Source organism: Pseudomonas sp. KBS0710, from assembly GCF_005938045.2.
Lineage (GTDB): Bacteria > Pseudomonadota > Gammaproteobacteria > Pseudomonadales > Pseudomonadaceae > Aquipseudomonas.
In genome coordinates, this window is sequence record NZ_VCCF02000001.1 from 4,466,797 (window position 1) to 4,491,630 (window position 24,834).

General features: G+C 56.6%; 30 protein-coding genes. 2 read left to right on the forward strand and 28 right to left on the reverse strand.

Translation table 11 applies throughout. The annotated features are described in order from the left end of the window. Positions 1–113: 113 nt before the first annotated feature. Positions 114–554 (forward strand): PA3611 family quorum-sensing-regulated virulence factor, encoded by a 441-nt coding sequence (locus FFI16_RS20515; RefSeq protein ID WP_138816554.1) that lies wholly within the window; start codon positions 114–116, stop codon positions 552–554. A gap of 379 nt (positions 555–933) precedes the next feature. Next, a complete protein-coding gene (locus tag FFI16_RS20520) occupies positions 934–2,046 on the forward strand; it encodes a TIGR00730 family Rossman fold protein (protein ID WP_138816555.1) in 1,113 nt (370 codons plus the stop codon). A 109-nt stretch (positions 2,047–2,155) separates the two neighbouring features. Here FFI16_RS20520 and recX read toward each other — a convergent pair whose 3' ends face one another. The 28 genes from recX to FFI16_RS20660 form a co-directional block, all read right to left on the reverse strand. Next, a complete protein-coding gene (recX, locus tag FFI16_RS20525; protein WP_034118389.1) occupies positions 2,156–2,623 on the reverse strand; it encodes a recombination regulator RecX in 468 nt (155 codons plus the stop codon). An 8-nt stretch (positions 2,624–2,631) separates the two neighbouring features. Further along, on the reverse strand, positions 2,632–3,690 hold the full coding sequence (gene recA, locus FFI16_RS20530) for a recombinase RecA (protein WP_065926514.1): 1,059 nt from the start codon (positions 3,688–3,690) through the stop codon (positions 2,632–2,634). Between the two features lie 83 nt (positions 3,691–3,773). Beyond that, positions 3,774–4,274, reverse strand: coding sequence for a CinA family protein (locus tag FFI16_RS20535; protein WP_099548533.1), 501 nt, complete (start codon positions 4,272–4,274; stop codon positions 3,774–3,776). A 108-nt stretch (positions 4,275–4,382) separates the two neighbouring features. Continuing rightward, positions 4,383–4,940 (reverse strand): glycoside hydrolase family 19 protein, encoded by a 558-nt coding sequence (locus FFI16_RS20540; protein WP_138816556.1) that lies wholly within the window; start codon positions 4,938–4,940, stop codon positions 4,383–4,385. A gap of 54 nt (positions 4,941–4,994) precedes the next feature. After that, a complete protein-coding gene (locus FFI16_RS20545) occupies positions 4,995–5,756 on the reverse strand; it encodes an N-acetylmuramoyl-L-alanine amidase (RefSeq protein ID WP_138817441.1) in 762 nt (253 codons plus the stop codon). 132 nt (positions 5,757–5,888) lie between these two features. Continuing rightward, positions 5,889–6,080 (reverse strand): Com family DNA-binding transcriptional regulator, encoded by a 192-nt coding sequence (locus tag FFI16_RS20550; RefSeq protein WP_138816558.1) that lies wholly within the window; start codon positions 6,078–6,080, stop codon positions 5,889–5,891. 77 nt (positions 6,081–6,157) lie between these two features. Beyond that, positions 6,158–6,355 (reverse strand): hypothetical protein, encoded by a 198-nt coding sequence (locus tag FFI16_RS20555; protein ID WP_056857599.1) that lies wholly within the window; start codon positions 6,353–6,355, stop codon positions 6,158–6,160. Positions 6,356–6,592: 237 nt separating this feature from the next. Next, entirely contained in the window at positions 6,593–7,555 is a 963-nt protein-coding gene (locus FFI16_RS20560) for a hypothetical protein (RefSeq protein WP_138816559.1), read from the reverse strand. Positions 7,556–7,593: 38 nt separating this feature from the next. Further along, a complete protein-coding gene (locus FFI16_RS20565; protein ID WP_138816561.1) occupies positions 7,594–7,752 on the reverse strand; it encodes a Com family DNA-binding transcriptional regulator in 159 nt (52 codons plus the stop codon). Positions 7,753–7,799: 47 nt separating this feature from the next. Next, a complete protein-coding gene (locus tag FFI16_RS20570) occupies positions 7,800–8,810 on the reverse strand; it encodes a contractile injection system protein, VgrG/Pvc8 family (RefSeq protein ID WP_138816563.1) in 1,011 nt (336 codons plus the stop codon). A 9-nt stretch (positions 8,811–8,819) separates the two neighbouring features. After that, on the reverse strand, positions 8,820–9,032 hold the full coding sequence (locus tag FFI16_RS20575; protein ID WP_017137071.1) for a tail protein X: 213 nt from the start codon (positions 9,030–9,032) through the stop codon (positions 8,820–8,822). Further along, positions 9,025–9,408: a phage tail protein gene (locus tag FFI16_RS20580; protein WP_138816564.1), complete on the reverse strand. Its 384-nt coding sequence runs from the start codon at positions 9,406–9,408 to the stop codon at positions 9,025–9,027. Before FFI16_RS20580 ends, FFI16_RS20575 begins: the two co-directional genes overlap by 8 nt. Beyond that, positions 9,408–10,886: a tail tape measure protein gene (locus tag FFI16_RS20585; protein ID WP_138816566.1), complete on the reverse strand. Its 1,479-nt coding sequence runs from the start codon at positions 10,884–10,886 to the stop codon at positions 9,408–9,410. Before FFI16_RS20585 ends, FFI16_RS20580 begins: the two co-directional genes overlap by 1 nt. A 127-nt stretch (positions 10,887–11,013) precedes the next feature. Then, positions 11,014–11,586: a phage tail assembly protein gene (locus FFI16_RS20590; protein ID WP_138451108.1), complete on the reverse strand. Its 573-nt coding sequence runs from the start codon at positions 11,584–11,586 to the stop codon at positions 11,014–11,016. 168 nt (positions 11,587–11,754) lie between these two features. Beyond that, positions 11,755–12,261, reverse strand: a complete 507-nt coding sequence (locus tag FFI16_RS20595; RefSeq protein WP_069022024.1) for a phage major tail tube protein — start codon at positions 12,259–12,261, stop codon at positions 11,755–11,757. Next, positions 12,261–13,427: a phage tail protein gene (locus FFI16_RS20600; protein ID WP_138816568.1), complete on the reverse strand. Its 1,167-nt coding sequence runs from the start codon at positions 13,425–13,427 to the stop codon at positions 12,261–12,263. The genes FFI16_RS20595 and FFI16_RS20600 overlap by 1 nt, the downstream gene beginning before the upstream one ends. 2 nt (positions 13,428–13,429) lie before the next feature. Continuing rightward, positions 13,430–13,603 carry a hypothetical protein gene (locus FFI16_RS30550; RefSeq protein ID WP_178112697.1) on the reverse strand — a complete coding sequence of 58 codons (174 nt, stop codon included), beginning with the start codon at positions 13,601–13,603 and terminating at the stop codon, positions 13,430–13,432. 84 nt (positions 13,604–13,687) lie between these two features. Then, positions 13,688–13,924, reverse strand: coding sequence for a tail fiber assembly protein (locus FFI16_RS20605; RefSeq protein WP_138816570.1), 237 nt, complete (start codon positions 13,922–13,924; stop codon positions 13,688–13,690). Between the two features lie 11 nt (positions 13,925–13,935). After that, a complete protein-coding gene (locus tag FFI16_RS20610) occupies positions 13,936–14,688 on the reverse strand; it encodes a hypothetical protein (RefSeq protein ID WP_138816572.1) in 753 nt (250 codons plus the stop codon). Positions 14,689–14,769: 81 nt separating this feature from the next. Further along, a complete protein-coding gene (locus FFI16_RS20615) occupies positions 14,770–15,306 on the reverse strand; it encodes a hypothetical protein (protein WP_138816574.1) in 537 nt (178 codons plus the stop codon). Further along, positions 15,303–15,941, reverse strand: a complete 639-nt coding sequence (locus FFI16_RS20620; RefSeq protein WP_138816576.1) for a phage tail protein I — start codon at positions 15,939–15,941, stop codon at positions 15,303–15,305. The genes FFI16_RS20615 and FFI16_RS20620 overlap by 4 nt, the downstream gene beginning before the upstream one ends. Then, positions 15,938–16,933, reverse strand: coding sequence for a baseplate J/gp47 family protein (locus FFI16_RS20625; RefSeq protein ID WP_138816578.1), 996 nt, complete (start codon positions 16,931–16,933; stop codon positions 15,938–15,940). Before FFI16_RS20625 ends, FFI16_RS20620 begins: the two co-directional genes overlap by 4 nt. After that, positions 16,930–17,262: a phage baseplate protein gene (locus FFI16_RS20630; protein WP_138816580.1), complete on the reverse strand. Its 333-nt coding sequence runs from the start codon at positions 17,260–17,262 to the stop codon at positions 16,930–16,932. Before FFI16_RS20630 ends, FFI16_RS20625 begins: the two co-directional genes overlap by 4 nt. 9 nt (positions 17,263–17,271) lie before the next feature. Next, positions 17,272–17,883 (reverse strand): phage baseplate assembly protein V, encoded by a 612-nt coding sequence (locus FFI16_RS20635; RefSeq protein ID WP_138816581.1) that lies wholly within the window; start codon positions 17,881–17,883, stop codon positions 17,272–17,274. Between the two features lie 3 nt (positions 17,884–17,886). Next, a complete protein-coding gene (locus FFI16_RS20640; protein WP_138451264.1) occupies positions 17,887–18,402 on the reverse strand; it encodes a hypothetical protein in 516 nt (171 codons plus the stop codon). A 23-nt stretch (positions 18,403–18,425) separates the two neighbouring features. Further along, the gene (locus tag FFI16_RS20645; protein ID WP_053254660.1) at positions 18,426–18,764 is read right to left on the reverse strand and encodes a phage holin family protein; all 339 of its coding nucleotides are present in this window, start codon (positions 18,762–18,764) and stop codon (positions 18,426–18,428) included. Between the two features lie 591 nt (positions 18,765–19,355). Continuing rightward, positions 19,356–20,090, reverse strand: coding sequence for an XRE family transcriptional regulator (locus FFI16_RS20655; RefSeq protein ID WP_082463551.1), 735 nt, complete (start codon positions 20,088–20,090; stop codon positions 19,356–19,358). 331 nt (positions 20,091–20,421) lie between these two features. After that, positions 20,422–24,402 (reverse strand): NACHT domain-containing NTPase, encoded by a 3,981-nt coding sequence (locus FFI16_RS20660; RefSeq protein ID WP_138816585.1) that lies wholly within the window; start codon positions 24,400–24,402, stop codon positions 20,422–20,424. Positions 24,403–24,834 lie beyond the last annotated feature (432 nt).

Here is a 24,834-nt window from a genome sequence, read left to right on the forward strand (position 1 = left end):
TTTACCAGCGATACGCCTGGCTGTAGTGGCAAGCAGTCACCTATAATTGCGCGCCACTGAACGCACAGCGCAGTGGCTGGTCTATGCACCAGTAACCGAATCAGGAGAGTTTCATGCTGCGTTCCATGCTGCGTCTTGTTGCCCCATCCGTCGCCCTTGCGCTGGTTCTGCCCATGGGTGCCCACGCGGCGTCGCTGCTGGAGGCCCAAATGAACAGGAAGCTGCAAAGCGTCGCGGCCGAAAGCAACAAGGACCTGCCCCGGGAAATCGATGACAAAACCCTGGAAGTGGCCTACACCGTTGAAGGTATGCAACTGATCGATCACCTCAGTGTGCAACCTGATCGTGCCGAACAGATGCGCGCCAACCAAAAGGCCGTGTATTTCCAGCTGGGTCAAAGCGTGTGCCTGAACAAAGGCTACCGCGAGCTGATGGCCAAGGGCGCTGTGATGCGTTATGAAATCACCGAGAACAAGACCAACCGCCCGGTAGCCTCGGTCAAGTTTGTTGAAGCCGATTGCCCGGCACCCGCGGCTGCCAAGAAGAAAAAGTAAACCGCCGTTCGGCTATCGTGCGCTGCTGTCCAGTGGCGCACACCTCCCCCGCTGCATTTGCTCGGCAACGACTAAACTGCGTGATGAGTGACCAATAAGCGGTTGCCAGCCATGGGTTTTTCGGCTCATGATCAAGCCATCCCGGCAGCCCATCTACAGCGTTTTCCACGCCGTTCTGTAACATTTTCAGGGCAAAAGAAGGTTGCCCTCCTGCGACTTGCAGTGCAAAGGTTTCCAAATCACAAGGAACATACAGAGCCCGTTTTGCCGCCTGGCGAACACCGTGCAACGCCAAGGGCGTGCAGCGACACATGCAGTGTCGTGGCCGCGGACGAATCTCTCGCCGATGGCCCAGGTTCTGTGAAGAAGGAGAAGTTGAATGCCTTACGAACCGAATGACCGCCTGCTCCGTCATTTTGAAGCAAACGGCGCTGACCTCACGCAGCAGGTCGACGCACAACTCCAGTTGGTCGCTCCCAACAGCCCGAATATCCCCCTTTATCGCGACATGATCCTCACCGTGCTGCGCATGGCGCAGGATGACCGCAACCGCTGGAACGCCAAGATCACCTTGCAGGCGATCCGCGAGCTGGAGAACGCCTTCCGCGTACTGGAACAGTTCAAGGGCCGCCGCAAGGTGACCGTGTTCGGCTCGGCACGCACACCAGTCGAAAGCCCCTTGTACGCCCTGGCCCGGGAAGTCGGCGCACTGCTGGCACAATCGGACCTGATGGTGATCACCGGCGGCGGCGGCGGCATCATGGCTGCTGCCCACGAAGGCGCTGGCCTGCGGCACAGCCTGGGTTTCAACATCACCCTGCCATTTGAACAGCACGCCAACCCGACCATTGATGGCACCGACAACCTGCTGTCTTTCCACTTCTTCTTTACGCGCAAGCTGTTCTTCGTCAAGGAAGCCGATGCGCTGGTGCTGTGCCCAGGCGGTTTCGGCACCCTGGATGAAGCGCTGGAGGTACTGACCCTGATCCAGACTGGCAAGAGCCCGCTGGTGCCGGTGGTGCTGCTGGATGCCCCCGGTGGCGGTTTCTGGCAAGGCGCGCTGGACTTTATCCGAAACCAGCTGGAGGCCAATCGCTATATCCTGCCCACCGATCTCAAGCTGCTCCGCCTGGTCTACAGCGCTGAAGAAGCGGTGGCGGAGATCAACCAGTTCTATGCCAACTTCCATTCCACGCGTTGGTTGAAGCGTGAGTTTGTGGTGCGCATGAACCACCGACTCAGTGAGCGGGCCTTGGCCCATTTGCAGACAGAGTTTGCCAGCCTGCGCTTGAGCGGTGAGTTTCAACAGCTTGCTTACACAGGCGAGGAACACGATGAGCCCAGGTTCAGCCATTTGACCCGTCTGGTGTTCAACTTCAATGGCCGTGATCAGGGCCGCCTGCGGGAATTGGTGGACTACATCAATTTGCCGGAGAACTGGGCTCAGGCTCAGGGCAAGACACAGCAGCGGGTGGCGCCGGAGCCGGCGTGATTTTTTAAGGCAAAAAAAAAGGCCCACTACTGTCGTAGTGGGCCTTTTGTTTTATCGGGATTTGGCATCCCGGCAACCAACACATTTAGATTTTTACCCGCCTGAAGACTTAATCGTCCATGTCTCGACCGCTGAGCAGCCGACTGATCATGTCCATCGAAAACCCGCGATAGCTCAAGAAGCGGCCTTGCTTTGCACGCTCTCGGGCATCAATCGGCAAATGGCCGGCAAATTTTCGACGCCAGGTATCTTCCAACTGCGACTGCCAACTGATACCGCACTCACGCAGGGCGAGATCGATATCGGCACGTTGCAGGCCGCGTTGGCTCAGTTCTTCACGAATTCGCGCCGGGCCGTAGCCGGAGCGCGCGCGGTAGGAAACAAAGCTTTCAAGATAGCGGGCTTCGGAAAGCAGTCCCTCTTCCGTCAAACGGTCGAGGGCTGTTTCGATCATCTCAGGCTCTGCACCGCGCTGACGCAGTTTACGCGTCAGCTCGACTCGACCATGCTCGCGGCGAGCGAGCAGGTCCATCGCAGTGCGCCGAACGGCGACGAGTGTATCCAGTACAACAGTCATCGTTTGCTTCAGATATCAGTGTCGGCTTCTTCCACTTCTTCAACCGGCTCGCGGTTGGCGGCAGCTTTCACGTCTGGAGTTGGGGTCAGCAGCTTGTCGCGAATCTGCTTCTCAAGCGTGGCAGCGATATCCGGGTTGTCCGCCAGGAACTTGGCCGAGTTGGCCTTGCCCTGACCGATCTTGCTGCCGTTGTAGGCATACCAGGCACCGGACTTCTCGACGAAACCGTGCAGTACGCCCAGGTCGATCATCTCGCCGTTCAGGTAGATACCCTTGCCGTAGAGAATCTGGAACTCTGCCTGACGGAACGGCGGAGCAACCTTGTTCTTCACGACTTTAACGCGAGTTTCGCTACCCACAACTTCGTCACCTTCCTTCACCGCGCCGGTACGGCGGATGTCCAGACGGACCGAAGCGTAGAACTTCAGCGCGTTACCACCGGTAGTGGTTTCCGGGCTGCCGAACATTACGCCGATCTTCATACGGATCTGGTTGATGAAGATCACCAGGCAGTTGGCGTTCTTGATGTTACCGGTGATTTTACGCAGCGCCTGGGACATCAGGCGGGCTTGCAGGCCCACGTGCATGTCGCCCATTTCGCCTTCGATTTCAGCTTTCGGTACCAGGGCAGCCACGGAGTCGACCACGATCACGTCGATGGCGTTGGAGCGCACCAGCATGTCGGTGATTTCCAGGGCTTGCTCACCGGTGTCCGGCTGGGAAACCAGCAGGTCGTCAACGTTGACGCCCAGCTTACCGGCGTATTCCGGGTCCAGGGCGTGCTCGGCATCGACGAACGCACAGGTGGCGCCCATTTTTTGGGCCTGGGCAATCACCGACAGGGTCAGGGTGGTTTTACCGGAAGATTCAGGACCGTAGATTTCAACGATACGGCCTTTTGGCAGGCCGCCAATGCCGAGTGCGATGTCCAGACCCAGAGAGCCAGTGGAAATAGCCGGGATCGCCTGACGGTCGTGATCGCCCATACGCATTACGGCACCCTTGCCGAATTGACGTTCGATCTGACCCAGGGCCGCAGCCAAGGCTTTCTTCTTGTTGTCGTCCATTAAAGTCCTCACGTAATCAATAAGGCCTGACGGCCAACACCTGTATAAGTAGACAGTATTGTTCCACAAAGATCCGGGATCGCCTACCCCTGATTTTCGATTTCTGCTGCAGCTCGTCGCAACAAGCCCTCCAGCGCGGCCTTTACCGTTTGTCGGCGGACTTCGTCGCGGTTGCCGGGGAAGTGCGCCAGCTCGGCCGTCACCTCATCGCCCACGCCGAACGCCAGCCATACGGTGCCCACCGGTTTGTCCGGCGAACCGCCATCCGGCCCCGCGACACCGCTGACCGCCACGGCAAAGCGCGACAGGCTTTTTTCCTGCGCACCGCGCACCATCGCCTCCACCACTTCCTGGCTGACCGCGCCGACCTTGGGGAACAACGCCTCCGGCACGCCCAACTGCCGGGTCTTCTGCCGATTGGAGTAAGTGACATACCCGGCCTCAAACCACGCCGAACTGCCCGGTATGCGCGTGATGGCTTCGGCGATACCGCCACCGGTGCACGACTCGGCAGTGGTGACGTGGGCATTGAGCACCTGCAAACGGCGACCCAGTTCAGCGGCCAGTTGAGTGATTTCCTTCACGGTCGTCTCCAGGAATGGGCGGGGAATTGCCTACCCTACAGGAGCCTATCGGCCATGCAAGTTACAGAGTGCATCAAGACGCTAACGGCCGACGACGCGCACGCCACCTCAGGAAACGCCCAACACTGCCTTCGCCCGCGCCCACAGTTGCAAACGCTCATCCAGCCCGTTCAGCCCGCCATTGATGCGCCGGGTAATGGTAGTGAATTGGCCTTTGTCGGCGAGTTCATTCAAACCATTGCTCTGCCAGAACCATGCGGCGGACTCACATGCCCATTGCGGCTGCTCCAGCAGTTGCGGTTGCTGCAACAGGCGCTCATCGCCGAACAACGCTTGGCTGCAGGCAAGGTAATTGCGCCGCCCCGTGATCTGGATAAGCCCCCTGCCCCGGTACTTCTGGCCATCGCCGTCGGCCTCGGGGGTGTTGCCCAAACGCGCCGCCAGGGTGCCGGTGTCGTATTTGCTCAGGTATTGATCGCTGCCCAGTTCGCGCACATAGAGCAACTGACCGGATTCGTGGCCGATTTGGGCGAGGAATGCGGCCATGCGCTCAGGTGTGATGATTTGGTGGTGTGACATGGCCGTGTTTAAGGCAGAAATGAAGACGCCGGCTTTAAGCCGCGAGCGTGGTAAGACTTTAACTAACTGTTGCTCGGACAGGACCATGTTGCCCTCCTCGGCGCTTCGAAATGAAGATCGAGCTTTGAGTGCCGCACGAACTCAGGCGTATTTTTCATTCAGTGCATACAAGATCGCGCAGGTTTCGCAATCCAGCACGCCATCATGGTTTTCAGGCCGAAAGTGCAGTTGAAAAGCCCGTACCAGCGCACTGAAAAAACCATCAGAAGTGGGCGTTTCAATGCCATAGCCATAGCGGGAAAACGCCTGAACCACTTGGTCACGCTCAGGAATTTCGCCACTGAATTGCTGGAGGTATTTGTCTTTGACTGAATCCTCGTACCAGGCGCCGATACCTGCCTGCGCAAGGTCTTTCCAGGGAAGCTTGGGGCCGGGGTCTGATTTGCGACCGACCGCAATATCGGAATGGCCTACCACGTTTTTCGGCGACATGTCCGGGTAACGTTGCAGGATGTTCCTCGCCAATTGCTTGAGGGCTCTGATTTGCGAAGCCTGGTAGTCAGGGAACGTGAAAACGCCGTCGACATCCGTGGCCTGGTTAACAATCTCGATACCGATAGAGGTGTCGTTCAACCCTGAACGACCGGCCCACTGGCTGACACCTGCGTGCCACGCAGGGTCCTCTTCCGCCACCAGACTGAAAATTTTCTGCCCCTTGAAGCCTGCCGCAATGTAGCTCGGATCGATTGGATCCGGGATCAGATAATGCGCACTTGCAGCCCCGGTGGTCAGCGATTTGACCGAGCCAGAAAAGTCCAACGCGGTGTAGTGCAACACCAGGAAACGTACACGTTTGCCGTAAGGTTTAAGCGTGCGATAAGTGTTGTAGTCAATCGTAAACATAGAGCCTCCCTTTTTCCTATCCATCCTTTAGCTATTACGCAGCACACGCGCCTTGAATTAACCGCACGCGAATGCTGCGACCTGGCGCTCTCAGAGACGATGAAGTTCAATATAGTGTTCATGTGTATTCACCTATTGAGTCGAATGATTTATCGCGGAGGATTCCGCTTTCATGTCGCTCAAAGGCGATTGCTCGAGGCTCGCGGTCTTCACATGATTCAACGTCCCGCATCGGGAACATTTGATCTGGAGCTCTGTAAACCCACCCGTGCGGGCGAGAAGTCTTTTGCAGTTACCGCATCTGAATTCTTTCAATATCTGCAAATTCCTTTTGCTGAATTACCCTTTCCGTGGGCAATAAAAAACCCGACACAATCGCCGGGTTTGCTAGCTGACTTTACTCAGTTGTCAGGATGCTCGCTCGCTACTGAATCAGCGGCGTCCACATCCGACATATCCTCTTCCAGAGGTGCATCGTCGTCAGGCGGCAGCGGGATCTTGTCCTCATCACGCCTTGGGTCATGCCCTGTCTCGTTATCAGTGCCGCGTGTGACTTCCTGCTGAGAAATATTGCCTGGCGCATTCTTATCGATGTCCATGCCGACTCTCCGTTTTTATGCTCGGGATATCCGCGCTTGAACATGAGAGGCTGGCAGGTCATGGTCAGTGCCAATCAATGGACGAACGGCTTAAGGCAAACGTCCCCGTTCAATGGCGAGGCCCTGAATAAGTCCCTCATCAGCGTGACAAGTCAGAGGCTCTGAGGGCTTGGGGGAAATCAGGCAATAAAAAGCCCAGCGCGACGGCTGGGCTCTATTACGCAAGGAGATAGAAGATCATGGAGTCCAGTAAGCAATCTTGCCGTCTGCACCAACAGCTGTAAAATTGCCGTTGCCGTAGGCGACGCTCCGGATACCGGTTCCTGCGAAAGTGTTGGCTTGCTGAACCCAGCCGATCCCATCCTCGGAAACGGCTGTCTTGCCGCCGTCGCCGACAGCTACATACTTGCCGTTACCGTAAGCAATGTCGCGGATGATGGTTCCACCGAAACTGGTATCTTCAACAGCAGTCCAGCTAAGCCCATCGGATGAATATGCCATCTTGCCATCCGCACCAACGATAAACATTTTCCCGTTGCAAAGCTTCATGGAAAGGATGGTGCTAGTGCCGAAGGTGCTGGTTCGGGTCGTGAATGTTTGCGGATTATCCGTCGCCATCTTCACAGCGCTAAGCAGCTTCCCATTCGATCCCGCAATCAACACAAAACTGCCAATGACGTTGACGCAGTACACAGTCTCGCTAGAAGTGAAGGTCGTAGTGCGCTCCACCTGGCCTGACCAATCGCCATAACGGGAAAAGACTTTACCGTTAGACCCAACCAGTATCCAGGTGTAGTTCTTGCCGTTGATTGGCTGATAAAACACAATGCCTTGCAAGTCTGCGGACGCGCGAACAGTTGCCGTAAGGTCTGTCCAAACCCTTTCAGGGCGGTCTGCGTTGCCGTTGAGCAGATTGCCGGATTGAGAAAGGGCTTGAAGCGCTACCCCAATACCGTTCCAGTACAGCTCGTTGAGGACCTTTGCGCTATCAGAGGTGACGGCGCCCTTAAGCTTGGTCCACGCTGTACCAGTTGCGCCTCCGCTGACAACCTGAGTGGTTGTGGTAAGACCGTTGCCACCAACCGCATAAAACTTGCCTTGCGCAAAAACCACGCGCCTAAGCATGCCGGTGTTATCCACCGGTTGTACTTGAGTCCAAAGATCTTGCAAGGTTTGAGACGCCGAGTTTGCGTTTTCCATTTTAAACTCCGTCACTGAGCTGATTTAAGTTCAGGCCTCTATATTGGGCGTATGGCGCTCATGGGCGATGGCTCGAGGCGCGTGGCCTTCACATGGTTCAACGTCCCGCAACGGGAACATTTGATCTGGAGTTCTGTAACCTCACCTATTCGAGCAAGGAGTTTTTTGCAGTTTCCGCATCGAAGCTCTTTCAACATAAGTTCCTCCAACATCAGTGAACTGCTGCTGCGAATGACTTACCTGTTCACGCCGACAACCCATTCGCCGTGATCGAACTGCGATACCCCGTCACCGGATCGCCGACATGCACCACCTGTTTCATTGACCACTGGCCCTGCATGTACGAAGGCCAGGTTTCATCCAGCACCAACACGCCTTCGGCAGCCAATAAAGGGTTGCCAGGGCAATCGATCACCAGCTTCAAGCCTTCGCGTCCCACACGACGCAGTTCGCCTTCAGCCACGGCACGCGCCTCGGCTTGGTTCTGGCAGCGCTGGCGCAAGGTTTTGAATGGGGCCACCCCAACTTCGACTACCTGTTGTTTGCCACCTGCGGCATCCCACCAGGTCACGCGACTGCCCATGTATTTGGAGCGAGACGTTTCGTCGAGCTTGGCGGTGATGAAGGCTTGATCACCGGGGCGATTGTCCTGGGTCACGGACAGCTTCACCTGCGGTAATAGTTGGCCGGAAAGCGATTTAACCTGCCCCGCCTCGGCCAGCACGTACAGCTCGTTGATTGGTTTGGTAACCGCGCTGTAGCGTTTGGCAAGGCGGGTGATGAACGCCATGTCGCTTTCGTTGGACTGGTCGATATGGGCAATCGCAATGCCTTCCAGCGCAGGGGCCACACGCGGTGAAAAACCGTGGCGACTGACCAGTTGGCGAAACAGTGCGCCCAGCGTGGTCGGCCCGTAACTGGCGGACCGTCGCTGGCGATAACCGCTGGCATCGAGCATGCTGAAAGGCGCGGCAGTCGCCACGATCATCAAGCGCATGGGAAACAACACGGGCGTGCGCTGAGTGATCACAAACTCGCCTTTTTCCACCAGCGCTGACTCCTGGTAACCCACGCGCAAACCGATCTTGCCGCTCAGGCTGGGCAAACCTTCCAGCCCCTCGATATTGAGGGTCAACTCCAGCCGGTCAGACTCGATACCTGCAGCGTCGGTATGGCTCCAATGCATCAGGCGTTGATTGAGCAGCGCGGCATTAGCGCCATAAAACTCCACGATCGGCGTAAAACCCTGTGCCATGTTGCCTCCTTAATCCCACGCCAGAACAGGCCGCACAGCAGCCGGCCGCGCTTGCATTTCCGGCACGATGACCCACACACCGGCGGGCAGTACCGGCCCGTACTCGGCAAGTTCGGGGTTCAGGCGCCAAAGGGTTTCTTCCGCCGCATCATCGCAACGGCCCAATTCGCGGTAGAGCAACAGGTTGACCGAATCACCGGCAATACTTCGCACTCTACGCATTGACGAATTCCTCCAGTTCCATAGTCCAGGCCATGACCACCGCTGTGCCGTCATCGATCACGTTGCTCTGGGTTTCTATTACCGAATTGATCCGCCACAGGCCCCAGTTACGGCCGATGCCATCGACCAGCGGCAAGGGTGCACGCGCATTTTGCAGGGCGCGCAGTTCGTCCAGGCGCTGCATGCCGATGGCGTACATCGCTGTGCCGGTGAACGTGAGCTTCTCCAGCTTCTGCCCGCTTTGCCGCGACTGGGGCTTGCTGGCAATGATCGCCAGGTCACTCCAGCCGCCGTCAGTGGTACGCACCAGCCCGGAATAGGCAAAGCCACGGGACAGGCCAAAAATGAAGTCGCCGAGGACCATTTGTTGTCGCATCAATCACCTCCTGGTGGATCGGCCAGCGCCGCGTTGCGCCGAATACCAAGGGTGTCGGTGACCATTGGCATGCACTGAAATTGCAGGGCCTGGATCACCTGGTTAACGATTTGCTGGGCATCGGCAGGGTTCACGCCAGTAATTTGAATGCTCGGCGCGAGGGTGACTTGCACGTTGTCGGCACGCGCGGCGTTGAGTTCTTTGCTCACCGCACCGGGTGCAGGCAGTCGGTCATTTGAGCCGAACAGTTTGTCACCCAACCAGGTGCCCGCTTCACTGCCAAGCAAGCCGCCGATAGCGCCACCGACGGCGGTGCCGACACCGGGGAAAATCAGCGTGCCAATGGCCGCGCCCGCGGAGGCTCCGGCCCAGGCGCCACCGGCGGTAGTGAGGCCGGCGCCAACGGCTTTGGCGTCGCCGTTGCGCAGGCCCTGGGCCACGTCCATGGCGGTGTCGACATATTTCATAGGGCCAATGCGACGCACGGAAGACGACTCGAGTTTTGCCAGCGCTCCCGACAACCCCGCCGCCAGGCCTTTGGATGCACCGCGCGTCAGGGTTCGGTTTGCCGCAGGCGCCGAATAGGAAGTAAACGAAGCCCTCGGAGACTGGGTAGCGGCTTGCGCCGCTCGCTTGCTGTCGAACGCAAGCAGTGGTTGGCCCATGACATTGACCGGGAGCGAGACCTTGGCCGCAGCGGCGGAACGTTGCGATTTGATATCGGCCGACGTTCTGACCAGGCTGGTTTTAACCTCGCGTGATCTGGATTGACGGGGCTTCTTGCGCGCGCCGCGCGGCTTGCTTGCAGTGCCTTTGGGCCGCGCTTTGTCTTTGTTCCTGGCGGTCTCGCCGACACTTTCAGGCACCTGCGCGGCGGCCGTTTCAAGTGGGCCACGAATATCCGCTGGCAGCGCTCCCGTGCAGCAGCACTCCTTGCTCTTGCCCTTGCCCCCGTCTTTGTCCTTATCTTGTTTAAGCCACTTGGCAGCGGTTGGAAACCTGTCAGCCACCGCATCAAGCGCGCGGCCGGAAAGCCTGTCCTTGGCTTTATCCCACAAACCGCTGAGCACTTCCTTGCCGACGAACTTGGCAGCATCCGCGCCTAGCTCAAGGCCTTGGTCGGTCCAGGAGCGGGGCGCAGGCTCAGGCTTGACCGGCTCGCCTGTGGCGGTTGCGGTGCTGATGTGTGTGGTTTGGGTCGCCAGCGAATTTTCGGTAATAAACAGCGTGCTGGTGAGCGTCTCCAGCGCCTCGCGCAAACGGACCTGCTCTTGTGTCAGGGCGTTGATGTCCACGCTGACGGTGACCAACGCCGAGGTCAGCTCTGGCTGCGGCGCAGGCTGAGGCACCGAACCCAGGCTGACAGGCGCGGCAAGGTCTGCGCTAAAAGGTGCCAGCACACTGCCAAGGTCCGCATCGCCAAGCAGCCAACGTTTGTCTTCCTGGGCGAGTCGCGTTCCAAATTGACTCTCTTGCATCCCGCTTACTCCTGTTTAACGCCAAGGCGAGTGATCGCGATGTCGTAGCGGCGCAATGCTTTGCCGGCGTCCCAGTCGAGGATCTCTGCCTCATTGACTGAGTAAATCAGCGGCACCACATCGAGGATTACTTCGATGTCGCGCTGCGAAAGAAGTCCGCCGGTTGATTTAAAAAATCGTCGATGCGCTCCTGCAGTTGCGTCCAGTCGGGCACGGTCAGGCCGGCGAGATCGGGGATCATCAAACCGGTGCAATGCGCGGTGATGAACTCGGCGCGCTCTTTGTGGGTGGCGAGTTTTTTCATCACTTTGGTGGCGCGCAGGGCGGGCATTTCCAGAGCCAGTTCGGTCAGGCTGCGACCGGCCGCGTCGAGGGCCAGCAACAGCTGGACAGGCTGGTCGTGGGCCGCTTCGTCAGGCTGATCCAGGAAGAACGACGTAGGGCGTGTCGACATGTCATGTACGTACTGGGCAATGCTCACGTAGTCCGGGCGCTTGAGCTGGTCGAGCTCTTTTTCCGACAGGCCGGTGGCGAGTTTCGCCAGTTCAAAAAACTGGTCGTCCTCGTCATCACCGGCCCGGGCCAGCGCGTCTTTTTGCGCGGCGTAAAACAACGGTTTGAGTTGAATCTGCTGGATCGTCGCGCCGGTGTCGGCGGTGATCGGGGACAGCAGAATATGCAGCGGTGGCATCCAGGCCATGGGGCAATTCCTTGGTAAAAAAGTAGTCGCAAGACAACACCGGTCCATGTGGGAGCGGGCTTGCTCGCGAAAGCGGTCTATCAGCCACACATGTATTGACTGACACGCCGTATTCGCGAGCAAGCCCGCTCCCACACTGACAGTGTCCACTTCAGGTGCCGTGAAGGCTTACGGCATCAGCACCGCGCGGCGGGCATCGCCGAGAATGTCGACGCCGTTAAGCACGAACTTCTGGGTGCGCACGTCGATGTCGATTACCGAGATGCCATTTTCCAGACGGTTGTAGGTGCGGCAGGACAATTCCAGAGTGGTGGTGGCCTTGTCGCCCATCTTCAGCTTCGCCTCGGCCAGGGATTTCAATTTGCCGCCGACGGTGTGGTAGGTGAAGTAGGTTTTGCCGTCCTGATCTTGCCCGGCTTCCCGCACGTTGAGCAGGATGTCGTCACCCAGGCGCACGCCCAGGGCCAGCATGATTTCCGGGCCGGCACCTTGCAGCACCAGGGTGGCGCCGAGCACCTTGCCGCTCTTGGCCATTTCTTCTGCAATAAAGCGCCCGCCGGACATGGGCTCCATGTCGAACTCGATCTTCGGCGGGGTGAACTCCTCCACCGTCGCGGACAACGGCAGGCCTTGAAGGGTGGCCGCAATGGCCTGTCTTACACGGTTGGTAAACATTAGAGAACGTCCTCCAGGAATTGCTCGATGATTTCATCGCGGGCATTGAGTTGATAAATCATGTGTTCGTTCGGCGCGTAGCGGCCGTAGTCGATGACGATGAACCAGGTGCCGTTCTTGTACTTCTCGACACTGTTCAATTCCGGGTGCAGGTACACGCTGCCGCCGGGAATGGTTTCGTCGGCCACCAGGGTTTGCAGCCAGTCGTTGATGCGCTTGACCTCCTGGTCCATGAACGACTTGGTGAGGTTCTTGGCCATGGCTTTCTGGCCGGCCTTGACCAGCTTGCGACTGATGGCATCTTCCAGGCCGACATAGCTGATGAACTTGCCGGTGATGGAGCGGTTACCCAGCAGCGAAAAACCGCCAAGGACAGTGCGCGCGTAGTAGCTCACGCCGTAACGGTTGAGCAGATCGCCTTCGGTGGAGGTGTCGAGGATGTTGTACTCGACCACGCGGGAGACGTCCTCGGCGAACGTCACCTGATTACCTGGGCTTTCCCACTGCTTGACCTTGGCCAGCGCGGCGATAGCCAGCGAGGATGGCGACAGGAACACGTTTTTCTTGGCTGCCTTGGAATACACCGACGGCAGGTTGTGCACCAGCAGGCAACGGTCAAAACCAAGGTCGGCGCCGCCCAGTTCGCCGCTGTAGGTCACTTGGTCAGCGACCGAGACGTCCTTGCCGTCCAGCACCACACGGGCTTTGATGCGCTTGCCGAAGGAGGCGAACTCACCGGCCACGGCCTTGGTGCCGGTGAAGCCTGGCGCGCCGATGATGGTCAGGTCTTCCGGGACACTGGCCAGTGCAGCCAGGCCCAGCTTGCGGCCGGTGGTCGGCTCATTGCCGCCGATCACGTTATTGACGGTGTCGGCCGGGGTTGCGCCCTCCTCCACGATCACCACATACACCGGCACCTTCACCACTTTGAGGATCTGGTACACCGCCTGAAACAGCGTGCCCGACTCGGCGCCGGTCGGGTCCAACAGCGCCTGGGTGGTGAAGCTGTTGATGCGAAACGGCGCGTTTTTCGGAATCGACGCGTGGGCATTCGGCGCGGTGCCGACCAGGCCGATAACGTTGTCGCCCAGGCCACCCATGGCCTCGGGGGATTCGGTGGCATTTACGGTGATGCCGTTGTGCTCGAAGTTCAAAACCTCAGCCATGATCAGTCAGCCTTCTTGGGGGTGGAGTTGAGGACGCTGGTCAGTTCCAGGCGGCCGGCGGTGCGCAGGGCGGATGCTTCGACGTCGAGCAGATCCAGCTCCTCGCCGGCAGTGGACCAATGGCCACCTCCGGTGGGGAACGGGATGAGGACGGTGTAGGTTTGGCGGTTGTGCATGGGTGGAATTCTCCGAGTGAGAAACGCCAAAGCCCCTGCGTGAGGGGCTTTGGGAAGGCGAAAAAAAACCGCTTTCGCGGTGGGTTATTTCAGGAAGGCTGGCTTCTGGGGCCAGGCGACTGCGTCAGGATCAGCCCCTTGATCGGGGATATCACGCAAGCCCTGACGGTAGGTCACGAACGCTGGGCGATCCTTGTCTGCCATCGGGTAGTCAGGCATGGCTGCGTAGTCGCTGGCCAACAGGTCGGCATCCCGCGCCGCACGGATCAGTTTCCACTTGATCAATGGGTGAATGTCATGCAGTACAAATTCAGGTTTCATCAATATTCTCCTTAACCCAGACCCAACAGGCTTCCCCAGTGGGTGGGATGCGTGACAACACCCGTGCAGGCACCGGCGAGCATGACCTCAACAAACCCGGCTTGTGTATTGCGGATTGGGTGAACGTTCATGTAATTGGCAAAGAAACCGTCTGGCGTGACCTGGAGAGCGCACCAACGCCACTTTCCTTTTTCGCTCCCTGTGCACCAGACATGGTCAACGGAGCCCTCTACGACCCGAACAAAAGCGCCAATGGTCATATGGTCATTTAAAGGCACCGCGGTACTTCCACTCGGACGCCCGTTATCAGTAGCGCTGGGAAACGCCAACCACGGCACGGCGTTATTTTCGGTCCATTTCATTTGCCATACATTGACCGCGTTGCGCCAGAAGCCTGCGGCCCTGATATCAAAGTCCGGAAACTGTTCGCGCACGTCGGCCTGTATTTGCAACATAAACTGAACGTCCGCGTCCGGGCGACCATGGGTCACAGCTGCCGACGTAATCGTTCGCACTTTGGTGGCGGTGACCTCGGTATGGACATACCAGCTATCAATCAGTTTGCCGGTGCTGTCCGGTTCCATGCTGAAGTTTTTCGTGACCGCCAAACGCGGCAGACGGCTATTCAAACTCGATAGCTGTTCGTCATATTTCGCCCGTGCGGCCGCCAGCGCGTTATCTATTTCGCCAATCTTCCCTGTCACGACGTTCGTCAGCGCATTTGCTGCGCTGACCACAGCCGCCAATTGCTGTTCAGTACTCAATGTGTGAACTCCTTGTAGTGCATTGAACGGTTCCCTGACCTTTCTGAACCGGGCCAGGCTTGGACTCTGAATAAACAGTTGCTACCCGGCCTTGGCCTCCAGTGCCATGACCCGAAACAACACCGAGACGCCTCTGGACATGTTGTCGATGCTGGCAGCCGAGAGCGAGGCCAGCTCTTCAGTCAGCAGAATATTGAGGTTCTCAGCCCCCACTACTACCGTCACGCTGTCCGCCGGCAACGGCGAAATATCCAACGTGAACTTTTGCAGCACCCGTGCCGCCGACGCTTTATAGGTCAGCAATTTCCCGGCCACGGAATACACGGCCAGCAGGGTCCCACTGGCGAGGTAAAAACCGAACTCGCCAATTTCGTACTCGGCCTCGCCGTCAAACAGCGCGGCCATCCTGAGTTGCCGGTCGCCCAGGTCCTCGTAATCCACAATGGCAACCCGCTGGCGTTCATCACGCAAGGCCACTTGCGAGCCGTCCGGGTTGTAGCGGCCAGTACCGGCGCCGATGTGGGTGATCTCGCCTTTCAAGCCCTGGTTCTTTGCCTGCAGCACTTCATCCAAACCCTTGGAGGTGAAGCGCACCAGGCGCGTAATATCATCTGTCATGGCTGCGCCCTGAGGTCGTAGTCGTTAATGGTGTAGTGCTGGGCAACCCCAGCGCTGTTAAGCCGGGCAACCAGCGCAACGTCCGGCAGCGCTCCGTCCAGGTACAACTCGCCGTCACTTAACGGCGCATGGAGGACTTGAGTGAGCGCAAGCCGCCCCTGGGTTTCATGCACGATGGTGATGGTCGCCTGGTCCCGCTCGCTCTTGGCCGCATTGATACGGCGAATCAAACGATTCTGATCACCGCTGGACCAACTGCGCCCGATGATGGCCTGCACGTCGAAGGTGTAGGGCATCTCCCTTGGTCGCTGCTGATACCAGGCGCTGATGTTGGGGGTAAACCCCAGCGATTCCACCGCATGACTCAACGCCTTGGGCGTGCCTGCCTGACGCTGGATCTGCCAGGACAAGGCCACGGTCAGGCGCTTTTCGGTTTCGCTGGCGTCGGCGTCCCATTCACTGACGCCACGGTCGGCGGCCAGGTAAGGCAGGAATTCGCCTGGGGTTTGCAGAGGGTTCATCAACGCCGGAAACGGCGGCAGGACGCGGTCGAGCAATTGTCCGAATCCCAGGTCCAGCGCCTTTTCCAACGGTGAGCTATTGGCTGGCAACAAACTCGCGTTGTGCTCACTCATAGCGTGCGCACCTCCACCTCGACACCCGTGCAATACGGGGCCTGGAAGGCGTTGCTGATAATGGGTTCGAGCGGTTCAACGATCTGTAACTGCGCGGCACCGGCGCTGTGAATTGCGTAGTCGATCCAACTGGGGTCTACCCGTCCTTCGAGGCGATGACAGGACTCTGCGTAATCTTGCAGCAGTTTCTGCGCCGCTACCTGAGTGAGCCCCGAGTCCGGGCCGGCATTGATCTTCGCGACCACACGGATTTTGTAGCGCAGGATTTGCGCCGCTTGCACGCTGACCAGATCGGTCTCCGGCCTTACATCCGGCCGTGCGAAATGGCGGCGAACACCGTCGAGCAAATCGGCTGATGGGCTGCCGTCGGCCTCACGAGAAAGCACAGTGACCATCACTTCACCGGGCGCTGTTCGACGAGCGTTACCGTCCTTGACCTGCGCGGCATAACCGTCGGGATCAAAGGTGTAGCTGACCGTCACCACGCCTGGCGTCGCGCTTTGCACTTTCACCGACGGCCGCTCGCCCAAGGTAAACACCTCTCGCCGATACTGCATCCGCGAGCCGGCTGCCGGTGCATGCGGCGCCAGGTAGTAGCGCAAGCGAGCGTCGTCGTCACTTTCCAACGTCGGCGGCACCGGTGGGAACGCCGCCGGGTCGCCGGGGTCGAGTACCTGGCGTTCCAGGCCCATATCTGCCAGGCGTGCATCCAGGTTGCTGCCGGTGGCCCACCACGCCAGCATCTGCTTGATGCGCGCATTGTATTTGCGTTCGTGGGTTTGCAGCCTTACACAGAAGGCTTCCAGGGCCAGGGTCAGCAACTCGCTTTCGTTGTCGAGGCTGACCTTCAGTTTGGCGGCGCTTTGCGGCGCTCGGGTGGCCACGTAATCGACCACAAACGCCTTGAATTCGGCCAGCAGCGGCTCGAACTCATCCACCGCAATGATGGCCGGTTCCGCCAGTTGGTTCTGGCCGGGGATCAGCATGCTCATGTCACGACCTCAAAGGTTTGTTGGCGGTTTTTCCAAGTGCCGGCGAAGCGCAACAGCAGGCCGGCGCCCTGGCGGGTGGCGACGATGACCTGGGGTTGGAAGTCACTGATGCCATTCTGGGTGTTGTAGAACGCCTGCGCGGCGTGGCTTTGGGCGAGGATCAGCAGGTCGTCGCCAAGGTTCTGGCCGAGCAGTTGCGGGATCAGCGAGCCGTACAGCGGGCGTTTCTGACGAGTGCCCACGGGGGTGGTCAGCGCTCGGGTGGCGCGCTGCACAAATTGCAGCCAGTCATCGACAGCTGCCCCGGTGTTTCGATCGATGCCGAGCATGGGATGTCCTTATCGTGGGCTGATGACTCGGCCTTGGTGATCGACCAGCGGACCGCTGAAGTGCGCGCCGCCAGCGTCCAGCACCAGGCTGGTGCCGCCGATTTGCAGGGTGATGTTCTGGGGAGTGATCGTCAGGCTGGCGACGCCGACCTTCACGTCGACTTGTTCGCGGGTGCCGCTGAATGTGGTGGGACCGTTGACCCAATTGAAGGTGTGGCTGGCGTCGTCGTAGTCGCTTTGGGTGCCGTCCTGATGGCGCCTTCGGGTCAATGTGGCAACGCTGGAGACGGGCGGAAACTGCCTACTGTTGAGGCCGAACAAGGCTACGGACTGCCCGCCGCCTTCTCCGCCGCCGTAGTTAAGTAAAAGACATTGTTCGCCTACGGACGGGATACGGGTTTCGGTTTGCGCACCGGCGCTGGGGTTGAAAAAACGGATTGCCGGCGTGAGCAATTCGCCATGGCTGACCTTGCAGGTATTGCTCGCCGCGTCGACCGACTGACACGTGCCAATCCGACAAAAACTCTCGGCGCGTCGATACAGGTCTTCAAGCTGGGCTTCCATCTCTGCCAGACGTTCGACAATCGGCCCCAGTTGCATGCGTAACAGCGCGTCGAACATGGGCTACTCCGCCAATGGTTTGTATTGGTCGGGATCGTCGATGTTCGACACTTCCCAGGTGCGGGCAAACAGCGGCTGGCCGGTAGGATCTGTGAGTAACACCGGCCCGATGTAGACGGTCTGGGTGAAGGATACAGTCCAGGTGTCGTAGTCCGTTTCTGCTGTTGTTGCAGCAACCGGAGCGGCGACGATATTTATCGGCAAATCACACTGGGCCAAGGGCAGGCCCCAACGGTTATCCAGCACCTGGTCCATAAGCTGGCTGGCCAGGTCGCAGGCATCAAACGGCAGCGCACCCGGCGCCACCATGGCCCGGAGCGAAATCGTCAGGGCGTGCGCCTTGCGCCCTTCGCGAGAGCGAATGCCTGGGCCATTGCCTTCGACCGTGATCAACACGCCGGTTTTATCCAAGGCGCCCTGAAAATCCTGATGATTGCCGACCTTCAAGTCCGGGAAGGCCGCATGCAGCGCCGCGCCGATGGCGAGCGGGAGTTGGGATGGCTTTTCGATAAGGGTCATATTAAATAGCGTCCTTGCAACGGTTACTGCGGGTCTTGACCGGAGCCCTGGTTGACCCCGATGCGCTTGGCCGCCCAACGTTCATAAAGGCCGATGGCGACATCGGCACCGGCCATTGCGGTGAGGCAGCCAATGGCGCCGGCGGTCCAGATCGACATGCCGGCGGCGTAGCACAGCATCAAGGCTGAAACGCCGCAGACCATGCAGGCCCCGGAGCGTAAAGCCAGACGCCGAATCAGCGACCAGCCACGTGCGCCCTCCTTGTCGGCGCGCCACATTTCACCGGATACACCGCCAATCACGGCCAATACGATGACCAGCCAGATAGGCATTTCCGCTAACGCTTGTTGTTCATTTGTCATGTCACGCCTCCTGGCTGAGCACCCAATAGTCCATTTTTCATTCACACATGCTTCGATAGGTCGGCATTCCAAAAAGCCCGGTTGCCCGGGCTTTTCAGTAATGATGTCCTCGAACGTTCGGCGCTACTGGCGCGGTACGGTTCTTTCCTCAATGTTTTTCCGACCACGATCCCTGTCTGCCGGATAACTGCTTCTGGTGCTTTACGCTGCACACCCGGGTCAGTTGCCAACCCTCTGAACCGTTAAGGCCGGTTCATCGCTGCCTATTTTTTAAAGCGGTGTAACTAAAGAGCGTCGGCATCCTTGCCGGTGTTGCCTGGCATCCCTGCCATCGCTTCGATGGCGTCCTTGCCGATGTTGCGTGCGTCCTTGTCACTTTCCTTGGCAGCATCCTTGCCGCCTCCACCACCTTGTTGGCTGGCTTGAGATGGAGAATATGCATGTATGCATATACAGTCAATGCACAAATGCATTTATTTTCGCTGCCGGAATGCATCAGTGCATTGAGAGTCAGATGGGCCAGGTGTTTGACGGTTTTTTAAGGTCGAAAAAAAACCCGCACAGGGGCGGGCTTTGTCTTACGCAAGGAGGTTAACGGGCATACATGCCCCACCAGAACACATGGCCGAGGATGCTGATTTGCTCATCCTGGATATCCTGGAAGCTGTAGTCTTCGTCCGGGTGCTCATCGCGATTAAAACTACGCAGGCGAATCCCGGAAGGCAGGCGATAGAGCTGTTTCACCCGCAATTGGCCATTGTGATTGATGGCATACAAGTCGCCATCGACGATGTCACCAATGCCGCTCTTACCCGCATTCACCCCAACCGTCGCGCCATCGCGCAGCACCGGCAACATACTGTTGCCACGCACCGTCACGCATTTGGCCTGGTCGAACTGCACACCGTTGTGGCGAAGGCTGCGCTTGCCGAACCGCAGGCTGGCCTTCTCGCTTTCCTCGATGACGAATCTTCCTGATCCAGCAGCCAATTCAACCTCGCGCAGAAAGGGGATCGACACCTCGTCATCATTAACGGGCGTGTCGTCATCCCACAGGCTTATGTCCTTGAGTTCCGAATGCATCGGATCGCGCCCGTCATCGCGCCCAGCGCCCAACGCCGCGCGCCCGCGCAGGTGGTCGGTGCTGACGCGAAAGTACTCGGCGATGCGCGAGATGTGCTTGTCCGACGGATCAACGATCTTGCCGCTGAGGATCCGGGAGAGTGTGGATTGAGGCACGCCGGTACGCCGGTGAAGCTCCGTGGGGGAGATCCGGTCGCGGTCGAGTAGCTCTCTTAAGACGGTTGAAACATTGCGTTTTTGCATAACGGCGATAGTGCCGGGAGTTTTTGGGGTTGGCAAATGCTAAATTGCATATTTTATGCAATGGCAGAAAGTGTTAACCGACACGTCGGTCAGCAATTGGGGTCTGGGCACTCGTCAACTTCAAAGTCTGAGAGGTTGCTATCGACCAATAGCGGACACTCAGCTCTCGCCTGCTTTCGGCGAAAGGCGGACAACCAATCCACCAGTCTCCACGGACCGAAAGCAGTATTTGATTGGTCTGACTAAGTCAGGGGCGAGTCATCCGAAAATCCGATATTCATCGAACTATTACCTATTCATTAATAGATGTTGCTCTGGTCTTAAAGCGGAATTACTTTGAGAGATTGAGCACGTAGACATCAATTAGGCCGTTCAACTCTGAGGGTATGGCAGTCAATATCGCGCTGCGGAGTTCTTCGGGAGTCGTAAACCCATGGTTTTTTTTACCCGCTACTCTGACTTCTGCACCAAACCATAAAACCAGATAGATGCCTTGAGAGGCTGCATTCGGATGGACAGCGTAAAGATCGCTTAACTGGTTAGCCGGAGCGGAGAATAGCTTCGGGTGCCACTGTCCTTTAACTTCGCAGACGAGGAGATGGCTGCGACCGTCAATGACTTTGGTTGCGGTAAAATCACATCGATTTGAGCCGACCATATGATGTTCAATTACTACCGAAGTGTTGAGAGCAGTCATGCGGACCTGAAGTCTTTCTACTATCCTATTACGTGCAGTGTTTTCATCAACGCGCTTCCCCTGCGGCCAGAACATGTCTAGTGGGTCGGTCTCTGCACCTTTAAGCCATAGTTGTGCAACTTCTAACTCCTCAATAAGCAGGGCTCTCATATCCTCCACGGATGCAATGCCGCCCATATCTATGAGCGCAAAGATCTCCGAAGAAGTCGCTAGTTTAAAATCACACAACCCCTTTTTGCGTATGGCAGCCATTTTCATACTACGCAGATCATTGTAGAAATCAGAAAATCTGACATCCGAAAGCATTCTGTTGATAACTGGAATACTCCTGCTAGGGTCATCTTTCTCTATCCGCCAGATCACATCTCTGATGAAACGATAAGCTGTTTCACTCTTTGGTGACTCAGACCCCCAAGAACTGGGTAGAAATACTTTCGGCCAAACTAATACGTAGGCATCAGCAATCTGAAATATCTTTTCTGCGTTGAGAGTTGGCCAGCCTGCTGCTTCGTCGCGATTGAACCGGCTCGCACGCTGTTCAACTGCAAATATGCTATCGGCGTCGGCCAAAGCATCACTCCAAATATCGTATTTATCGGCATCGGAGAAGAAGAAATGTCGTAATGCCCAGAATTTTCTGCGTGCTTGTGAAGCTTCGTTATCTATTTCGGCTTTCGTGAAAATCAATTCATGACAATGCTTTTCGATCAGCATTATCACTTGCGAGCGGCTGCATGCCTTCGCGCAAATATCAAAAAGCCTGCCAGTCGTTTCTAGTGGCGCGATGTTGTAATGTTCGAGCCATTCGGCACCTAATTTTGCTTTTAAGGGTTGAAAGGCTATCTTATTCTCGAGCCACCACAAACCATTAGGCTCCCCTGGAAGATTTGAGAGGGTGGGTTCAATAAACTCGCGTGCGAATTCTTCGATATCTGACTCGCTTCGAAAAATTCGAGCATCAACTTCCGCCTCAAGCGCCTCGGCTTCCCCATCACGGTAACACCTCGCACCTCCGAGATCGGTTTTCACCGAGCGCAGAACTTTTTCGTCTATGTCCGCGAGTGACCGGTTCATACGAAACCGGATCAAGCAACCGGCATGCAAAACCGTTACGACATTTTGCCCATGTCCCTTTGCTAGTTCTCTAAGCGTGGGAGTGTGTTTCGACAACGAGGTAAAGCAATTGGCAAGAGCTTTTTCCGCTGTACTGATGTTGTCAACAATCGTCGCCAGATCCTCGGGAAAATAAAGATAGTTTTTTGCGAATTGCTGATTCCACCACCAATCGTTCCCTTGCTCAATCTGATCTCGATTGGCTTTTAGGTGAGCGAGATTAGAGTCAAGGACTACTTGGTTCAGGAGCTTAAATCGCTTGTTGCGTTGCAGAAAAGAGCGAGGATGCTGGGCGCTTCGCCAATGGCGATCGAGCCGAATCCATTGCTGCATAAACTCTGGTTTGTCACGCGCCTGGGCGCGCATCTTAGAGCGCAAGGTATCTCGTTTTTTTTCTTTCGCATGACGGTTATGGGGAGTTACAAACCCTTCCCACAGCTTCAAGTTATTGGTGACAAAGCCATAATCAACAATGGCTTCTACGTCCTGATGTTTGAATCGCAGTCCCTCATGAGGCTCCCCCCAACGTAGGTGACAGATCATTTCCCAAATCTGGGTAGGTTGAGTCTTATTTTCAAACGCTAAGATGTGGATTGATTGCCGCAAGTCATCTTTTTTTTGTAGAACTTCTACTGCGTAGCTCTCAGGAGACGCCTCGCGTTCAAATTTAAGGTTTTTTGACCAGCTCCAGATTTGCTTAGGATCGTGCTCTTCCTGGGTAAGTTTGAAATACTGATCTAGCAACCGAGCGACAATTTTGCTGATGCTTGCGCGGCAATGGCAATCAAACTGGCTCGTCGCGTTGCAAGTGCAAGTCAAGCCTGCGGTCAGGTTGTCCAGAAGCCAGATGGTGTGTTCAGAGCTGAGGGAATTAACTAGCTCTGTGATGAAGTAGCTGAGATCGTTATGGCGTTGCGCTCTAGAACCAGAAATAGGGACACCTAGCAATGCAAGCTGACGAAGAAGTTGGAGAACGAGACTCCTTTCAATGGGCCGAAATGAGGGGGTGCTGATAAAGCTAGCCGCAATCGTCAATGCATCATGAGTACCCTCGTCCAACAGCTGCAGAAAATCGTCTGATGACGAATAATCTGAAACCTTCGATAGGCATCGTTGGGCTAGCATCCGGCCGTTAAAATCGTTGGCTGTTTTGAGCATGAACGCACGAAGATCGCCGGTCAGCGGTTCTACCGCTTCAGCCTCGTATAACAGTTCGAGTATGAGTTGCGGGAGGTGTGAATCATTGTTCTGACCGCCGAGAATAAGTTTTACTTCTTCGACTACATCGTCAGTAAAAAAACCAACGAGATTGAATTGGCGCCATGCATCCGAGCGCCGAAAATAGGGATCAAGCTCAGACAATTTACGCAGGCTGCGGAGCAAGAGTTGCTTCGATTTTGCCGTTAGCTGAGCCGGGTCACCGTTGGCCAGTACGGCATATGGATCAATTCCAATTATTGTTTCTTGTAAAGCATTGCTCCCTAGAGCCGCTAGCCAGCCTAGTAAACCACGAAGTTCGTCCCTCACCACAGAATTGGGCGCAATTAATGCCAGAATCCGTCGCAGCGATAGTCGATCGGCAGGATCGCTGATACGTTGTGCAATGTATTGAGCGGCGCAATATTCAGCGACTATCCGGTGCACAGGTTCATGAAAATCAGCATTTACTGTCGAGGTGAACAATCTGCTGTCAAGCGCACTGATGGCAGCGGTTTCATCCTTAATGATAGCGGAGACGTAAGGATAACCTCCATCACCTAATCTCTCGACAGTGGAAACCCCGGTCGAACCTGATAACAATAGTTTTGCTAATATTTGCGATGCTGCTAAAACAACCTGCGAGATCGGTGGCCTTTTCGCTCGACTGCCACCTTTGCCATCATCACTTGCGAGCCGGTCGATTGCGTCTTTGAAAATCTGATGCTTGGAATGGAAGAACCTCCCACCTTGTATGTAGCCTTCGACGAACAATCTGAAAAACATCGGATTGCCGAGGACCGGTACGAGCCCAAATCTCGTTGCTTCGCTGAGGAACGTATCGAATTTTTCGTTAGGAAAAAACCTTTCGAATAAATCTCTCTGTTCGCTCTCGTCGAATGGACTCAAACGTACTACGGTCGGCTTCACACCAAAGCAATCTTCTATGAAGCGATTTCGGTCATTACCCCATTCAGATGACCGACTAGCAAATACGATAGTCGAAGCTTCCGATTCGAGTGTTTTTACGATGGTTTGATCAACTGCCGACGGGTCTTGTCTCGCCACTTCATCTAATGCGTCTATCACGATCACTGCCGATTTAACGATAGTTGTGCTGTAACGAAAAATGCTAGCGCGTTGACTTCTGACGCCTAACCGACGAGCAAAGCTGTTAAGAAGCTCCGTTTTACCTGCACCAGGCTCTGCCAGTACGATGATGATTCCGCCTTCAGACAAGCAATCGTGTTCAGATACTGAGTCTTTTCCGATAAAAAGTCTCCGTTCAATGTAGTAGTTTTCCATGCCGCTAATTTTCCGGAGTGATCGTGTTTCTGAAATTCTATTCGTAAACGTTCCATTAGCCCACCAATGCTTGGCCGATAATAAGGTGAAAGTGTTGTTACGAAGAAAGCCTACCCCATCCACGAGCCTGCTTCCTTGCAAGAGGAGAATGGAATTGATGCAGCAGGAACTCAAGAAATGTTGCAGATGGAAAGCCTGAAAGTTGTGTGAAAATCGCACGTTACTGGGCATTTACGATGCCCACGTGAACTTCATACGCCAATGAAATGGCGAGCCCAGCTTTGCAGTCTGAAGCGGCTGTTCGCCCGAAATCCTTGACTGGCCTCTATTGGCCGAAAGCTGCCTTCACCTTAAGCCATTGACCAAGCGATCAAGCCTGCCTTCACATCTTTAGGTGATAATTTCCGGGGCATTTCCCCCGCATGGGTCCGC

What these genes read in the sequence shown, in the direction of transcription:
- FFI16_RS20585 (WP_138816566.1), bottom strand. Translation starts at nt 10,886, where the DNA reads ATGCAAGAGAGTCAATTTGGAACGCGACTCGCCCAGGAAGACAAACGT.
- FFI16_RS20515 (WP_138816554.1), top strand. Translation starts at nt 114, where the DNA reads ATGCTGCGTTCCATGCTGCGTCTTGTTGCCCCATCCGTCGCCCTTGCG.
- FFI16_RS20660 (WP_138816585.1), bottom strand. Translation starts at nt 24,402, where the DNA reads ATGGAAAACTACTACATTGAACGGAGACTTTTTATCGGAAAAGACTCA.
- FFI16_RS20520 (WP_138816555.1), top strand. Translation starts at nt 934, where the DNA reads ATGCCTTACGAACCGAATGACCGCCTGCTCCGTCATTTTGAAGCAAAC.
- FFI16_RS20645 (WP_053254660.1), bottom strand. Translation starts at nt 18,764, where the DNA reads ATGACAAATGAACAACAAGCGTTAGCGGAAATGCCTATCTGGCTGGTC.
- FFI16_RS20625 (WP_138816578.1), bottom strand. Translation starts at nt 16,933, where the DNA reads ATGAGCATGCTGATCCCCGGCCAGAACCAACTGGCGGAACCGGCCATC.
- FFI16_RS20560 (WP_138816559.1), bottom strand. Translation starts at nt 7,555, where the DNA reads ATGGAAAACGCAAACTCGGCGTCTCAAACCTTGCAAGATCTTTGGACT.
- FFI16_RS20575 (WP_017137071.1), bottom strand. Translation starts at nt 9,032, where the DNA reads ATGCGTAGAGTGCGAAGTATTGCCGGTGATTCGGTCAACCTGTTGCTC.
- FFI16_RS20590 (WP_138451108.1), bottom strand. Translation starts at nt 11,586, where the DNA reads ATGGCCTGGATGCCACCGCTGCATATTCTGCTGTCCCCGATCACCGCC.
- FFI16_RS20620 (WP_138816576.1), bottom strand. Translation starts at nt 15,941, where the DNA reads ATGAGTGAGCACAACGCGAGTTTGTTGCCAGCCAATAGCTCACCGTTG.
- FFI16_RS20565 (WP_138816561.1), bottom strand. Translation starts at nt 7,752, where the DNA reads ATGTTGAAAGAGCTTCGATGCGGAAACTGCAAAAAACTCCTTGCTCGA.
- FFI16_RS20570 (WP_138816563.1), bottom strand. Translation starts at nt 8,810, where the DNA reads ATGGCACAGGGTTTTACGCCGATCGTGGAGTTTTATGGCGCTAATGCC.
- FFI16_RS20630 (WP_138816580.1), bottom strand. Translation starts at nt 17,262, where the DNA reads ATGCTCGGCATCGATCGAAACACCGGGGCAGCTGTCGATGACTGGCTG.
- FFI16_RS20635 (WP_138816581.1), bottom strand. Translation starts at nt 17,883, where the DNA reads ATGTTCGACGCGCTGTTACGCATGCAACTGGGGCCGATTGTCGAACGT.
- FFI16_RS20600 (WP_138816568.1), bottom strand. Translation starts at nt 13,427, where the DNA reads ATGGCTGAGGTTTTGAACTTCGAGCACAACGGCATCACCGTAAATGCC.
- FFI16_RS20540 (WP_138816556.1), bottom strand. Translation starts at nt 4,940, where the DNA reads ATGGTCCTGTCCGAGCAACAGTTAGTTAAAGTCTTACCACGCTCGCGG.
- FFI16_RS20595 (WP_069022024.1), bottom strand. Translation starts at nt 12,261, where the DNA reads ATGTTTACCAACCGTGTAAGACAGGCCATTGCGGCCACCCTTCAAGGC.
- recX (WP_034118389.1), bottom strand. Translation starts at nt 2,623, where the DNA reads ATGACTGTTGTACTGGATACACTCGTCGCCGTTCGGCGCACTGCGATG.
- FFI16_RS20580 (WP_138816564.1), bottom strand. Translation starts at nt 9,408, where the DNA reads ATGCGACAACAAATGGTCCTCGGCGACTTCATTTTTGGCCTGTCCCGT.
- FFI16_RS20545 (WP_138817441.1), bottom strand. Translation starts at nt 5,756, where the DNA reads ATGTTTACGATTGACTACAACACTTATCGCACGCTTAAACCTTACGGC.
- FFI16_RS20615 (WP_138816574.1), bottom strand. Translation starts at nt 15,306, where the DNA reads ATGACAGATGATATTACGCGCCTGGTGCGCTTCACCTCCAAGGGTTTG.
- FFI16_RS20655 (WP_082463551.1), bottom strand. Translation starts at nt 20,090, where the DNA reads ATGCAAAAACGCAATGTTTCAACCGTCTTAAGAGAGCTACTCGACCGC.
- FFI16_RS20640 (WP_138451264.1), bottom strand. Translation starts at nt 18,402, where the DNA reads ATGACCCTTATCGAAAAGCCATCCCAACTCCCGCTCGCCATCGGCGCG.
- FFI16_RS30550 (WP_178112697.1), bottom strand. Translation starts at nt 13,603, where the DNA reads ATGCACAACCGCCAAACCTACACCGTCCTCATCCCGTTCCCCACCGGA.
- FFI16_RS20555 (WP_056857599.1), bottom strand. Translation starts at nt 6,355, where the DNA reads ATGGACATCGATAAGAATGCGCCAGGCAATATTTCTCAGCAGGAAGTC.
- FFI16_RS20605 (WP_138816570.1), bottom strand. Translation starts at nt 13,924, where the DNA reads ATGAAACCTGAATTTGTACTGCATGACATTCACCCATTGATCAAGTGG.
- recA (WP_065926514.1), bottom strand. Translation starts at nt 3,690, where the DNA reads ATGGACGACAACAAGAAGAAAGCCTTGGCTGCGGCCCTGGGTCAGATC.